General features: G+C 32.6%; 15 protein-coding genes and 1 tRNA gene. 10 read left to right on the top strand and 6 right to left on the bottom strand.

The window, feature by feature from the left end:
• From HM987_RS07740 to HM987_RS07720, 5 genes are all read right to left on the bottom strand, one after another.
• Positions 1–849, bottom strand: a complete 849-nt coding sequence (locus tag HM987_RS07740; protein WP_179006725.1) for a universal stress protein — start codon at positions 847–849, stop codon at positions 1–3.
• 187 nt (positions 850–1,036) lie between these two features.
• Positions 1,037–1,423 carry a hypothetical protein gene (locus HM987_RS07735; RefSeq protein ID WP_179006723.1) on the bottom strand — a complete coding sequence of 129 codons (387 nt, stop codon included), beginning with the start codon at positions 1,421–1,423 and terminating at the stop codon, positions 1,037–1,039.
• Positions 1,424–1,435: 12 nt separating this feature from the next.
• Entirely contained in the window at positions 1,436–2,275 is an 840-nt protein-coding gene (locus HM987_RS07730) for a universal stress protein (protein ID WP_179006721.1), read from the bottom strand.
• An 85-nt stretch (positions 2,276–2,360) separates the two neighbouring features.
• Positions 2,361–3,413: a response regulator gene (locus HM987_RS07725; protein WP_179006719.1), complete on the bottom strand. Its 1,053-nt coding sequence runs from the start codon at positions 3,411–3,413 to the stop codon at positions 2,361–2,363.
• Positions 3,410–5,290, bottom strand: a complete 1,881-nt coding sequence (locus HM987_RS07720; RefSeq protein WP_229724644.1) for a sensor histidine kinase — start codon at positions 5,288–5,290, stop codon at positions 3,410–3,412. Before HM987_RS07720 ends, HM987_RS07725 begins: the two co-directional genes overlap by 4 nt.
• 150 nt (positions 5,291–5,440) lie before the next feature.
• Between HM987_RS07720 and HM987_RS07715 the strand changes: the two genes are divergently transcribed.
• From HM987_RS07715 to HM987_RS07680, 8 genes are all read left to right on the top strand, one after another.
• The gene (locus HM987_RS07715; protein ID WP_229724643.1) at positions 5,441–5,854 is read left to right on the top strand and encodes a hypothetical protein; all 414 of its coding nucleotides are present in this window, start codon (positions 5,441–5,443) and stop codon (positions 5,852–5,854) included.
• A 61-nt stretch (positions 5,855–5,915) separates the two neighbouring features.
• Positions 5,916–6,128 (top strand): hypothetical protein, encoded by a 213-nt coding sequence (locus HM987_RS07710; protein ID WP_179006717.1) that lies wholly within the window; start codon positions 5,916–5,918, stop codon positions 6,126–6,128.
• Positions 6,129–6,222: 94 nt separating this feature from the next.
• Entirely contained in the window at positions 6,223–7,143 is a 921-nt protein-coding gene (locus HM987_RS07705) for a mechanosensitive ion channel family protein (protein ID WP_179006715.1), read from the top strand.
• 124 nt (positions 7,144–7,267) lie between these two features.
• Positions 7,268–9,235, top strand: a complete 1,968-nt coding sequence (locus HM987_RS07700; protein ID WP_179006713.1) for a heavy metal translocating P-type ATPase — start codon at positions 7,268–7,270, stop codon at positions 9,233–9,235.
• Between the two features lie 99 nt (positions 9,236–9,334).
• Positions 9,335–9,922, top strand: coding sequence for a CDP-alcohol phosphatidyltransferase family protein (locus HM987_RS07695; protein ID WP_179006711.1), 588 nt, complete (start codon positions 9,335–9,337; stop codon positions 9,920–9,922).
• Between the two features lie 83 nt (positions 9,923–10,005).
• Positions 10,006–10,461 (top strand): pyridoxamine 5'-phosphate oxidase family protein, encoded by a 456-nt coding sequence (locus HM987_RS07690; protein ID WP_179006709.1) that lies wholly within the window; start codon positions 10,006–10,008, stop codon positions 10,459–10,461.
• A gap of 16 nt (positions 10,462–10,477) precedes the next feature.
• Entirely contained in the window at positions 10,478–11,356 is an 879-nt protein-coding gene (locus HM987_RS07685) for a DUF3298 domain-containing protein (RefSeq protein WP_179006707.1), read from the top strand.
• Positions 11,357–11,378: 22 nt separating this feature from the next.
• Positions 11,379–11,864: a DinB family protein gene (locus HM987_RS07680; protein WP_179006705.1), complete on the top strand. Its 486-nt coding sequence runs from the start codon at positions 11,379–11,381 to the stop codon at positions 11,862–11,864.
• Between the two features lie 274 nt (positions 11,865–12,138).
• On the opposite strand, the gene HM987_RS07675 is transcribed toward HM987_RS07680, so the two are convergent.
• A tRNA-Ser gene (locus HM987_RS07675) sits at positions 12,139–12,223 on the bottom strand.
• A gap of 188 nt (positions 12,224–12,411) precedes the next feature.
• Here HM987_RS07675 and HM987_RS07670 point away from each other — a divergent pair.
• Both HM987_RS07670 and HM987_RS07665 read left to right on the top strand, forming a co-directional pair.
• Positions 12,412–12,747 (top strand): hypothetical protein, encoded by a 336-nt coding sequence (locus HM987_RS07670; protein ID WP_179006703.1) that lies wholly within the window; start codon positions 12,412–12,414, stop codon positions 12,745–12,747.
• 78 nt (positions 12,748–12,825) lie between these two features.
• The gene (locus HM987_RS07665; protein ID WP_179006701.1) at positions 12,826–13,857 is read left to right on the top strand and encodes a M28 family metallopeptidase; all 1,032 of its coding nucleotides are present in this window, start codon (positions 12,826–12,828) and stop codon (positions 13,855–13,857) included.
• Positions 13,858–13,863: the final 6 nt, after the last annotated feature.

The following is a 13,863-nucleotide window of genomic DNA, read 5'->3' as shown; positions in this document are numbered from 1 at the left end:
TTAATAGCGTGTGGTATTCTGCATAGCAAGTAACGGTATTTTTAAGTCAATGCTGACTTTATCTATATTAGAAGGAAATAGCATGTCTTCTAAAAATGAATGTTGGCTATTAACCATGGTAATAATATCAATGTCTTTTTCTTTTATATAGGTCTTAATAGCATCTGTTACTTGTCGACTCTCCTCTTGGCAAAAATTCACTTCATTTTCACATAATGCATCTGCAATAAACGCTTTGTTGTCTTCTTGTCTTATGGATAATTTGTGACTTGTGGAAACATACAGAACATCAATATGGCTTCTGTAAGATTTTGCCAAAATGGATAGTAGTTTCAGTTCGCGACGCTTATAAGGCATCATGTAATTTGTTGGGAACAATATGCGTTTGGGTTGCGTATGGGCATAATCGGATGGAATGGCTAGAACAGGACATTGCACATATTTTAAAACCTGGAACGTTTGACTACCAAATACAATATGTCGCGCATCTGATTTGCCTTTAGTGCCCATGACTATCAAATCTATATTTTTGTCATCTGCAATAAAATTTGCTTCTTCTACTAATGTATTATATGCTGAAATGGAATGATATGTAAATCTGGGATTTGGTGCTATTTTTTTTACTTCATTTATCAGATTTTCTAAGTTGGTTTGCGATTCATTTTTTATGGTATCTAAAACATCATCAAATACGTCACGAGAGGTTAACCCTTCATGGTCATAAAACTCATTTTGATACGCATGCATAAAATAGAAAGTGGTTTTTTGGTATTTGAAAAATTCCAGAGCGTACTTTATGGCGTTCATGGCGTTTTCTGAAAAGTCGGTAGGAAGCAGAATAGATAGCATAGTAACTGTTTTTAGATTTCCTTTATAAAATTAAAGTGTAAATAGTCTAAAAACAATGATATTTATCAGATGTATTTATATAAAAAAACATCCAACTAAAATAGCCAGATGTTTTTCAGATTAATAGCAAGAAGAATTTTAATCCCTCATAATTATCAAATCAAATTATTTTTTTTAATTCATGAGTTTATACTGGTACAATCCCATATACTACGTTTAGCAAATAAATACCGACTAGAAACAATAGTGTGTAAATGACTTGTACCATCTTAATATTTGTTATTATTAACCATTTAACCGTTTGCTTTGGAAACATGAATAAGGCCAATCCTAAGAATAATGATGCCCAACCTATGAGCGTAATAATTATTTTATAATTTGGTTCCCAGATGTTATGAAATAAAATATTTAATAAGCCAATGATAATAGCGATAAAAGAAAAGATGATCAAAAACTTTTCATCCTTTAAATCATTGAATATTTGCTTGATACGTTTTGGGTTGAGACTCAATATCAAAAAGAAAATGATAAGATACCATCCCCAAAATTTTGCTAAGAATATAGAATTGTCCATAATTTAAGTGATTTATTCGTGTAATACTAAGAATGGAATATCAGTGTGATACGTTATTTTTTCAACTTTGGTATGAAATAAAATATTTTGGAAATAGTTGAGGTTCTTTGCCACCATTACAATCATATCTACAGCCCTACTTTCTACAAAGCACTGTATGGCATCTTCAACTTTTTTATTGGTTAGAAAATGAAAGGTTGGATTAAACTCTTCAAAATAATCATTGAGCAATTCCTTATTATTATTTTGTTCAGTATTTAATTGGGTATCTCTTTTATGTATATGTACAATCCTAAGTTTGCTTTCAAAGTTCTTTAAAATTTCAGTTAATGGTTGTAGGATATTAATATCGTAGGATAGATTGAAATCTGATGGAAATGCAATTTCCCTTAATCTGCTATATTTAGCATGTTCTGGTACGACCAAGGTGGTACATTTTACTTTTGTGATAACATCGCCAGTATTACTACCTATGATGTATTCCCTAAGACCTGACGCACCTTTTGTACCCATAACAATTGTTTCTATTTTCTTTTCATCTACATATTTTCTTATGGATTCTAAAAAGAAATCGTTATCCGTAAGTGCATAAAAACGGTGCTTTTTGTTTGGTCTGTTATTCGCGCTTATTTCTTTGAGCAATTGTCTTAATTTTGTTCTCGATGGTTTTGTATAAACCGCTTCTATAACTTCTTCCGTAGGCATATAAGGTTCTACTCCAGCGACCATGCCTTCAATCCTGTTGACATGAAGCACGTAAAAATGACACTCCCTAGATTCAAAAAAATCAATGGCATACGAAATGGCGTTCTTTGCGTTTTCAGAAAAGTCTGTTGGTAATAAAACATTCATCGTTTAAAATCTTAGTTCCTACAAATTTAAAACGATACGCTTTTTTATAAAATGATATCCATCATATTGAAAAATATGACGAATTCTAGTCAATATCCTTTAGCTTCTCTAGGTCGATAACTTTTATATTTCTCCCGTCCATTTCTATGAGTCCCTGCTTTTTAAAATCGGACATGGTTCTTATAAAAGTTTCAGTGGCAATGCCTGCAACACTTGCCAAATCGTAACGGGATATTTTTATGGGATCATCTGGTTTTGAATTAATTTTTTCTGCAAATCTCAGGATAGTCGATGCGGTTTTTCGTTTTACAGAACTGTAAGCCATTTGCAATAACTGGTCTTTAACACCTGTAATATCATCAGTCAATAACTGAATGACTTCTAAGGTCACTTTGTGGTTTTTGTCCAATACATCTTTTAGCTCAGTTTTAGAAACACCGACCATTTTTAAATTGTCCAAGGCTATTGCAGTTTCTCTATAAGGAATGTTCTGTGTAAAGGATGTATATCCAAAAATATCATCTTCTTTATGAAGTGCTGTGGTAAGTTCCTTTCCATTTTCATCAAATTTATAACACCTTACGACACCTTTCAAAATTAAATAGATATAATTGGAATTATGTCTTTCCTTATAAATGATATCATCTTTCTTGTAGCTAAAAACACTGCCATTATCATCAAAAAAGTTTTTTAAATCATTTAAAGTACTCAACTCCTCTTCATTAGTTCCATTGGTGCTTTTAACCGATTCACGTTCCTCTTTAAACAGCGCAGCTTTTGCAATTCTGCTCTTTATGGCACTTATAATTTCATCTTCGGTAAATGGTTTTGTAATATAATCGTCTGCACCCAAATCCATGCCTTTTCTCACGTCCTTATGCTCGGTTTTAGCAGATAAGAAGATGAAGGGAATAAATTTTGTGTCGTTATATTTTGATAAGCCTTCCAAAACACCATAACCATCAAGAACAGGCATCATAATATCGCAAACAATGATGTCAGGTTTCTTAAGCACTGCCTTCTCTAGACCTATTTGCCCATTCGCAGCTGTGACAACTTCGTAATTGGAAAGTTCTAATAATTCGGCGGTATTTTCCCGTAACACGGTATCGTCCTCTATTAATAGTACTGTTTTCATAGTCGCGCTTTGTTGGGAAGTTCTATGGTAAAGGTTGAACCTTTGTGTTCTATGCTTTCAAAAGTAATGCTGCCATTTAAGTTTTCTAAATGGTCTTTTACGATATTCAAACCAATACCTGTGCCTTGCATGAGCAAAACATTTTCGGCTCTAAAGTAACGATTGAAAATATTTTTTTGATCTTTCTCGGGAATGCCAATGCCATTGTCCTTGATTTTGAAAATAGTACTCGTTTCATTTTGGGAAATGTTGATATCAACCATGGTGTTTTCAGACGAATATTTAATGGCATTATAAATAAGATTTGACAAGATCAGTTCTAAAATTTTTTCATCTTGAAATAAGGAAATATCATCTATGTTTTCGGGATAATTGATTTTTTGCCCATTTTTTAAGAGCATATTGGCATTGTAGATGACTTCATTTAAAACTTTGCTTAATTTGAAATTGGTAAATTTATAATTGACTTTACCTTTTTCCAGTTTCTCTACGGAAAGAAAATCATTGAGAATAGTATTGAGATAGTGTACTTTGTCTGAAATGGTATCTATGTGCTTTTCGCGTTTATCTTGCTGATCGGTTAACTTGTACTTTCTGAGTAGCATGGTAGAGGTTAAAATACCACTTAACGGTGTTTTGAACTCATGCGAAACCATAGACAGAAATTTTGTTTTTAGTTCGTTCAGATCCTTTTCCGCAGCTAAAGCGGTCTGTAATTCCTCTGTTCTAATTTTAACCGTTTTTTCTAACGTTTCTGTATAATTTTTTTGTTCAGTGATGTCTAAAATAATGGCGACGTAAACTGCTTTATTGCCAAGTTTAGAACGTTGTAAATGTACATTTACGGGATAGGTAGTTCCTGATTTTCGTCGATGAACGGTTTCAAATTCAATTTTGTCAACGGTCTCTTTTTCAAGATGTTCTATTTCCTTTTTAAATTTTGCTTGTGAAAAATCGGGTTTTATGTCCAATGGTGTCATAGAAAGCAATTCTTCCAAACTATAACCTATATTTATTTGAGCACCATGATTAACGTTGATAAATTTTAGACTTTCAGCATCAAAAACATAGATTTCATTAAGAGACTCTTCAAATATCTTAGCTAAATGATTTTTCTCCTGTTCTAATTTTTTTCGTTCCGTGATATCATTTTGTATCCCAATAAAATTAGTGATTATGCCATCATTATTCGTGATAGGTGTGATGCTCAAATCATTCCAAAATAGTGTACCATCTTTCTTGTAATTGCGAATAATGGTTTTGTAGCTTCTGCCCTCTTTTATAGCTAGACGCATTTCTTTTATGCTGTCTTGATCTCTATCATCAGCCTGCAGAAATCTACAATTTTTGTTTAAGATTTCTTCTTTTGAATAGCCCGTTAATTCTGTAAATGCTGGATTAAAATAAATAATGGGATTATCCTTTTTGAGCGCATCTGTGATTAGAATTCCATTACTTGAAGATTGCAATGCCTTACTTTTCATTGCTAAGTTATATTCAAAATCTTTACGTGCTGTAATATCAATAACCAAGGCCATTGTAAAATTTTGATTATAAATTTTAAACGAACTCAAACTGGCCTCAATAGGAAAAACAGTACCATCTTTTTTTGCTCCAAAAATATCTGGCCTATGTTTCATTGAACGATGGCTTTGTTCTTTCAAAAAGTCTTTAACTTGTGTATCATGTGTCTTTTGGTGTTTTTTTGGTATTAGAATGTTTAGCGGTTGCTTTAAGAGTTCTTTAGTTTCATAACCAAACATTTTTGCTGCAGTATTATTCACTTCAACAATAATTTGGTGATCATCCACAACTATGACCCCTTCTGCAACGGATTCTAATAGAATATTAAATATTTCCTGGTCTTGTTGAAACACAATAGGGTTAGATTAGAAACTAAAGATAGATAATCCTATTCGATTATTACAATCCAGTTTGTTAAGGTTTAAGAAATGATTTTTAGCTGATGAATATCATTCCGTGAACCAAATGAGAAATTTAAATTTACGGTATGAATTAATGTCAAAATGATGACAACTAAAAAGAAAATGACCGTAAAGTTTTATCAGAATCTCGGTAAACTATTTTATGCCATTGCAGCTATAGATGGAACCATCAGACCTATAGAAATAGAAAAACTCAAAACTTTTGTTAAAGAACACTGGCTTAAAATCGATGATATTGAAGATGTTTTTGGGATCGATGCCGCTTACCAAATAGAAGTTGTTTTTGATTGGCTCAATTATGATGAAGAAATTGATAGCGATATTTGCTATAAGGATTTTGTTTCTTATAAAAACGACCAAAAACACCTGTTCACTGATAAAGTAAAAAAGTTGATTATAAAAACAGGCTCAGCCATTGCACATGCATTTTCTGGTATTAATAAATCGGAATTAATGTTAATGGCAAAATTGGATATGGAATTAAAAAAAACTTAAAACTGAATAATAAGAATACATATTTCAGTTTGAATCTCACTTTATATTTAAGACAAATGTTATGAGAACACTACAAGATTTAGAAAATCAAATAATAACCTTAACGACAAGCATAGACGTAAATTACCCTGAGCTCTATGCTAAACTAGATGAAAATCCATTAACGATTTCAGATGAAATTCATCCAGATATGACCATTAGTGTTATGGAAGATTATTTAGAAAGTCTAAAAGAGATACTAAAACAGTATACTAAAACACACAATAAAGTGTAAGGGCTATTATGATTTTCACCAAAAGTTGTGTATTAAAAGCGTACGCATATTATAGAATCAATCGGAATTCATCAGGATTTCTAATAACCTAATCATGAATGCAATAGAACAAATAAAAGAATGGTTATATACGAATCCATTTATATGGAGTGTTATTAAATTTCTTGCCATATTAGTCCTTATTTTATTTGTAATTCAGTTGCTAAGACGTTATTTAAAAAAGCGGATTTCAAATACTGTAATACGTTATAAAGCACAAAAAGGCATAGAGATTATAGGTTACGTGTTATTAGTTTTTTTTGCCATCACTTATTTTTCTGGAACAATTAAGGATTTTACCATAATCATAGGGTTGTTTACTGCAGGTTTGGCATTTACGCTACAGGAACTCATATTAAGCATTGCTGGTTCCATTTATATCTTTTTGGTAAAAGTTTATAAGCCAGGTGATCGTATTGAAATCAATGGTATTAAAGGCGATGTTATTGATGTGGATAGTATTTATACCACCATGATGGAAATAGGAAAATGGGTAGAAAGTGATAATTATAGCGGGCGCATTGTGAAGTTGAGCAATGCCTTCGTTTTTAAAGGACCAATCTATAACTATTCGCAGGATTTCCCCTTTATATGGGATCAATTCAATTTACCAATTCGTTATGGCTCTGACATGGAACTTGCAAAATCTATTGTTATTAAAATTGCTTCAGACACACTTTCAGAATACACTAAAGCATCTAAATCACAATGGGAAGCAGTTGTAAAAAAGTATTATATTGAAGATGCTGTAGTTGAACCGTCACTTGCTATTAAACTTACCGATAATTGGGTGGAGTTCAATTTAAGATATATTGTTGATTACAAAAAAAGACGATTGACGAGACATATGCTTCACGATAGCATTCGTAAAGCTTTTGAACAAACTAATGGGAAAGTGGTGTTGGCATCAACAACAATAGAGCTTATTAAAATTCCTGAAATAAAAATTACGTCAGACAAATCTGAAAAGCCATGATAGTCACTCAAGATTGAGTTACTTTATATTACCAGATGTCCTTTCAAAGATTTATTTCTAAATAACCCCTAAAATGAAAATTAACATTTTTTATAATTTTTGAATTAAAAACACATTACCATTAATGGCAAATAAAGAACAAACTACTCATGTAAATCATCAAATTTTAGGTAAAAAAACAGAACTCTATTTCGCAATTTTGTGTGGAGTATTTCTATTCATAGGCTTTTTAATTGAAAAATTAACCGGTTTAGCAGATTGGATGTCTTTATTGAGCTACATTATATCCTATTGTTTCGGCGGCTACTTTATCACTATAGAAGCATCTAAAAAAATTCCTAAAGGAGAATTTGATATCGATTTTTTAATGATTGCAGCAGCAGCTGGTGCAGCCTATATTGGTAGTTGGGCAGAAGGCGCATTACTTTTGTTTCTGTTTAGTTTAGGCCACGCATTGGAGCATTATGCCATGAAAAAAGCTAAAAAATCAATTGAAGCATTGGGCAATATATCACCAAAAACAGCTTTAATTAAAAGGAACGGGAAACTTGAAGAAGTATCAATTGAGGCTTTAAAAATAGATGACGTTATTATTGTGAAGCCTAATACAAAAATTGCCGCAGATGGCATTATTATAAGTGGTAGCAGTACTATCAATCAGGCACCAATAACTGGAGAAAGTATTCCTGTTGACAAAACATTTATTGAAAACACAACAAATTTACCTGAGTTTAAAGATATTGATAAAACCCACGTTGTATTTGCAGGCACTATCAATGGCGATAGTAGTATTGAGGTTTTAGTTCTCAAACTGACAAAAGATTCTACGGTGTCCAGATTAATTAATATGGTAAGCGAAGTTGAGGCTCAAAAATCACCAACACAGCGACTCACTAAAAAGTTTGAAAAATGGTACGTCCCCATAGTTATTTTAGTCGTAATTCTATTGTGTTTTGCATTTTTGATTATAGATGAAAGTTTTAATACTAGTATATACAGAGCCATAACAGTATTAGTTGCAGCTAGTCCTTGCGCATTGGCAATATCTACGCCAAGTGCCGTTTTAAGTGGAATAGCAAGAGCCGCACAAAAAGGGGTTCTCATTAAAGGCGGAAAAGCTTTAGAGGATTTAGGGGAAATCACAACGATTGCATTTGATAAAACAGGTACATTGACCGAAGGCAAACCAAAACTTACAAATCTAATTCCTTTAAAGGATTTCGATGAGGAAGCCTTGGCTAAGTTGGTGTTGGAAGTGGAAAGTTTAAGTAATCATCCATTAGCACAAGCGATAGCTAATGATTTAAAGATTAAGTACAGTATTGAATTTCATAATAATGCCTCAAACGTTAACGCCATTCAAGGTAAAGGTATTCAAGCAAAATATCACGGTCATAAAGTATTTGTCGGAAATGTAAAACTGATGGAAGATTCTGGCATAATAGTAGATGACACTATTCGCTCTAAAATGGACGATCTTCTACAACATGGACATACCGTAATGTTAGTTGCTTTTAAAACCGAAATTGTTGGACTGATAAGTGTCATGGATTTACCGCGAAAAACTGCTACCTCCACACTAAAGCGGTTAAAAGAAATTGGCATTAAACACATGATCATGCTCACAGGAGACCATCAAAATGTTGGGAATGCCATTGCCAAACAAATTGGACTTACAGAGGCCAAAGGAAACTTACTGCCAGAAGATAAAGTTGAGGCCATAAAACTATTAATAAAAAGAGATAAGAAAATCGCAATGGTTGGTGATGGTGTTAATGATGCCCCAGCCATGGCATTAAGTACAGTGAGTATCGCGATGGGAGCAGCAGGAAGTGATGTCGCGCTAGAAACTGCTGATGTTGCTCTTATGTCTGATAAAATTGAAAATTTACCATTTGTTATAGGTTTGAGTCGCGCATCAAAACGTATCATCAAACAAAACATTTTTATAAGTCTAGGTGTTGTGGTTTTATTGGTTCCTATCACAATTTTAGGACTAACTAATATTGGAGTAGCAGTTGCTTTTCATGAAGGATCTACTATTGTTGTGGTTTTAAATGCTTTGCGATTGCTTCGTTATAAAATCCATTAATTTCAGTTTTTTTAATTATAGAAATGTTAGTGTTTAAACTGACATTTCTCATTTTAGATACAACAGCATTGTGATAATTTTACCGAAAACAAAATAACAATGCTCACTTTCAAAAACTTCAACATTGCTGATTGGTTTTCATTCTATAGAATTTTTGCAGCACCATTTCTATTGGCACTTATTTGTTTTGACCAGCGTTTAATTTTTACATGGCTGCTTTTAGTAAGTTATTCAACTGACGCCATTGATGGCTATTTAGCACGAAGATTGAAGATTACCAGTCCTAGAGGTTCGCAATTGGACTCTTTTGGAGACCAAATAACCTTGATAATTGGTTTATTAGGTTTATTTTATTTTGAAACTGATTTTATTAAAACCAATTTTATTTTAATTCTTATTGCTTTTGTCCCATACATTTTACAAATGATTATCGCCTATTCCAAATATGGCAAAGCCACTGCTTTCCACACCTATTTGGCTAAGGTTTCTGCTGTAATGCAAAGTGTTTTTATTTTATGGTCTTTGTTTTTCTCACCTAATTATTCACTTTTCTATATCATGATTGGCATTGGCTTATTAGAAACTATTGAGGAAATTTCGCTCATTTTTATGTATGATAATTGGGCTTCAGATGTCAAAGGAATTTATTGGGCATTAATGGACAAAAGACGTCTAAAGAAAAAATAATTTAATTTAAAGGAACTGACTAATATCATAGTCTAAAACAAACATTCTGAATAATTTAGGGGTTAGTCTAAAAAAACAATGCCATGATCAGAAATTTGAATCAAAATGAAAGCACTAAGACCCTGGCATCAAACTATATTGGAAATCTTTCCTATATCTATAGAGGCAGACCATATGTGGTGCCAATAACTTATTTTTTTGATGATCAAAATATGGTCATCATTGGGTACTCGGAAGAAGGGCACAAAATTAGAGCTATGCGTCAAAACGAAAACGTAGCTCTAGGAGTTTCAGAAGTGGATTCCGTTAATTCATGGAATTCGGTTCTTGCCCATGGCACATTTAAGGAGCTTTCCGGAAGCCATGCCAAAGCGCAATTGCACATTTTTTCTTTAGGTGTAAAAGATTTAATTATTGACCAAGAACATAGAAAGTTGGATTTTATAAGTGAATTTTCCAGTAAAATATATAAAGACGATTTACCAATTGTTTTCCAGATTAAAGTTGATGAGATTACTGGTAAAATGAGACACAATTAATTCAAAATAAAGGACTATGAAATTTATATATATACTTGTGCTAATCGTAATGTTTTCAGCTTGCAAAGATGACAAGCGTGAAGAAAATAGCTTTGAAAATGAGGCGATTGAAGAAAATATTCAACTTTCAAATGAAAATATTCAAATTGATGATGTTGATATCGAAACATTAAATAAGTCTATAAATATTGAATTAAAGCAAAAACAGCTCATAGAGAAAAAGGATGAAAGTGAAGAGCTTGAAAAACTGATTTTAGATAAACATTACCTCGTTGAAAAAAAAGACTATACCATCAATTTTAATTACCCTTTGCTCAATGAATCATATAAGCCAACGAACAGAAATTTTAATGATTTTATTAATGACTATTACGTTAATATCACCAAAACCGAGGCCGATATTTTAGAAAGTAAATTATTATGTGATAGTATTACTTCCAAAACGTTCAGAGAGGAACGATTAATAGATTACAAAATTTATAATGTTAATGACCAGCTTATAAGCGTGCTATTTTATAAAGAAAATTTTTACAGTGGAGCGATGCATCCCAGTTATGCCTTTGACTGTTTTAATTTCGATTTAGAAAGCGGTGTGTTTATGGCTTATGAGGATTTTTTTAATCAAGGTTCAGAAGAAGAGTTAGTAGAAATCATAAACGAAACCATTAATAAAGAAATTGGTAAAGGCGAAATGTACTATGAGTGTTGGGACATCTCTTCAGATGATTTCTTCGTCAGTAAAAACAACTTTGTGCTCAACGAAACTTATATTGAATTCTACTTTGATGATTGCGTGATGTGTCCATCCTATACTGGTGTGTATGCCATTGAGCTTCCTTTGATGGATTTACTATCTGTTTTAAAGAAATTTGATTCTAATCCGTTGGTTTTTTAAACACTTTAATACCTCAAAAATTATGAAAACCAAAACAAAATTATTACTAGACTTATGGATAGAAGCAAGAACACGATTTACAAATCAGTTGGGCAATCTTACTGAAGAGGATTTGACAAAGAAACTATTGCCCTCTCCTAATAGTATCGGTTTTTTAATCCGTCATATTGGCGATGTTGAATTGCTTTTTGCCAAAAATGTATTTGGAGCTAGCCATACCAAAGTGATAGCGAAAACAGTTATTGCTCAAAGAGACACTGGAGAATGGACAAATCTTAATGAGTTGTTAGACTATGTGAATCATTCCTATAAAGTGTTACAGTCTATTGTAGAAAAACAGCAAGATTCAGACTGGGAAACTACAGTTGTAACTAAAGAATTTGGTACGAAAAGTAAAGCAGAAGCTTTTGGTAGAATTATTTCGCATACCACGTATCATGCAGGCCAGTTGGCTATAATAAATAAGCATGGACGTTATGATGAACCTAAAGCACAAATTGAAAGATGATATAATAGATAAAAGCTGTTCAAGAATAACTTTAGAAAGGTTTTATTGTATGTTAAGTTACAAATGAAACTTAACTCAGCGGAGCGAAAAGGATTAAATATCCCTTAGCCTAAAAAAATTTTTGCCTAACACACAACATTTAGGCATGATCCCTAAAAAATCCCAAATTACACTTTGCTTCTTGGCTTTAGCATTTTCATCCATTAACAAAAACTAGTGTTTTTTACATTGCTGAAAACACAAAACCCGCAACTTTCGTTACGGGTTTCTTTTGCGGAGAAAGAGGGATTCGAACCCCCGGAGGTGTGACCCTCAACAGTTTTCAAGACTGCCGCATTCGACCACTCTGCCATTTCTCCTTTAGCGGGTGCAAATATAAAATCCTTTTTCATGTGGTCAAAGGTTTTACATAGTTTTTTTGAAAATAATTTAACTCTATTTTTTTAATGATAAAATATGTCCCATTTTAGTTTACTTTATATTTTTCGGCACAATAAATGCTGACTTAATTCTTGAACGCATTAAATTAGCACAAAATTTATAAAGCATGAAAAAAACAGTTATCATCATTGGTCTCATTTCGGCCTTAGCAGCAACCATATTAGCGACTACTAAATTCTTTAACCTCTCCATCCTACCAATAATCATAGCTTTTATTAGTGGTTTACTATTACTGTTTCTTTCAAAAAAAGAGCAATCCAAAATCAAACCTATTCAATATATTTTTCTTTTAGTTATAATTTCATTGAGTTTAACCATTTATAAAGGCGTAATCACTCCGTCAGAAATTGAGGAAACCGAACCATTAGAGCAAACAGACCAAGACAGCCAAGACCGACCTAAAGCAATTATTGATAGTGTCACCATTGATGAAAAAATATAAAATTTCAATCTCATTGTAAGAAAAATTTCCAGCTATTTATCCTATTTTTGACAAAATCAATCCGTTACCTTATTTGACATGAAAATATTCATTGCTTCTGCACTTCTGTTAGTTGGTTCATGTGCCACGTTAAGACATAGCGAAAAAGTGAATAATCTTAAAGACAGTATCACTTATAAAAATAAATCCCTTGTTGAGATTTACCTTAATACCATAAAAATAGACGAGTTAAAATCTCACGTTGTTGAAGTTTCATCAGACAAATATATGGGTAGAATGACTGGTGAAGACGGACACAATCAGGTTTGTGATTATATAAGACAGTATTACAAGCGTCTTAATATAACTGCTCCGGAGTCCCATCCAAATTACTATCAAATTGTACCAAAAGATGCGTTACCAGAAAACCTTAACGCCTCACAAAATATTATAGCCTACATTAAAGGTTCTGAATTTCCCAATGAATATGTCTACATCGCTGCCCATTCTGACCACGAAGGTATCGTTAATGGTCAAATATACAATGGCGCGGATGATAACGGTTCTGGTACTGCGGCCGTATTAGAAATGGCAGAAGCATTCAGCCAAGCCGTTAAAGATGGTTTTGGACCAAAAAGAAGTATTGTGTTTTTGCATGTTACTGCGGAAGAAGTTGGGTTGCATGGCTCAAGATATTATACCCAAAACCCCATATTTCCGCTCGATGATACCATAGCAACATTAAATATAGATATGATTGGACGCGTTGATGAACGGCACCTTGACAATGAAAATTATATTTACCTTATAGGTTCTGATAAAATGAGTACGGAATTGGATTTTATAGCTCAAAAAGCCAATGCAACATTTACCAATCTAGAACTAGATTATAAATATAATGATGACAGGGATCCTAACCGTTATTTTTATAGGTCTGATCATTATAATTTTGCTTTAAAAGATATTCCCGTAATTTTCTTTTTCAATGGTGAGCATGAGGATTATACGAAACCAACCGATACAGCAGACAAAATCAACTTTCCACTTTTGCAAAAACGCGCAAAATTAATATTTGCTACAGCTTGGTATTTGGCAAACTCTGAAGAGCGACTGAAAAAGGAAATTCTCTGATGTTAA

Source organism: Winogradskyella forsetii, from assembly GCF_013394595.1.
GTDB classification, from domain to species: Bacteria; Bacteroidota; Bacteroidia; order Flavobacteriales; family Flavobacteriaceae; genus Winogradskyella; species Winogradskyella forsetii.
This window is presented reverse-complemented; position numbering and strand designations above follow the sequence as displayed.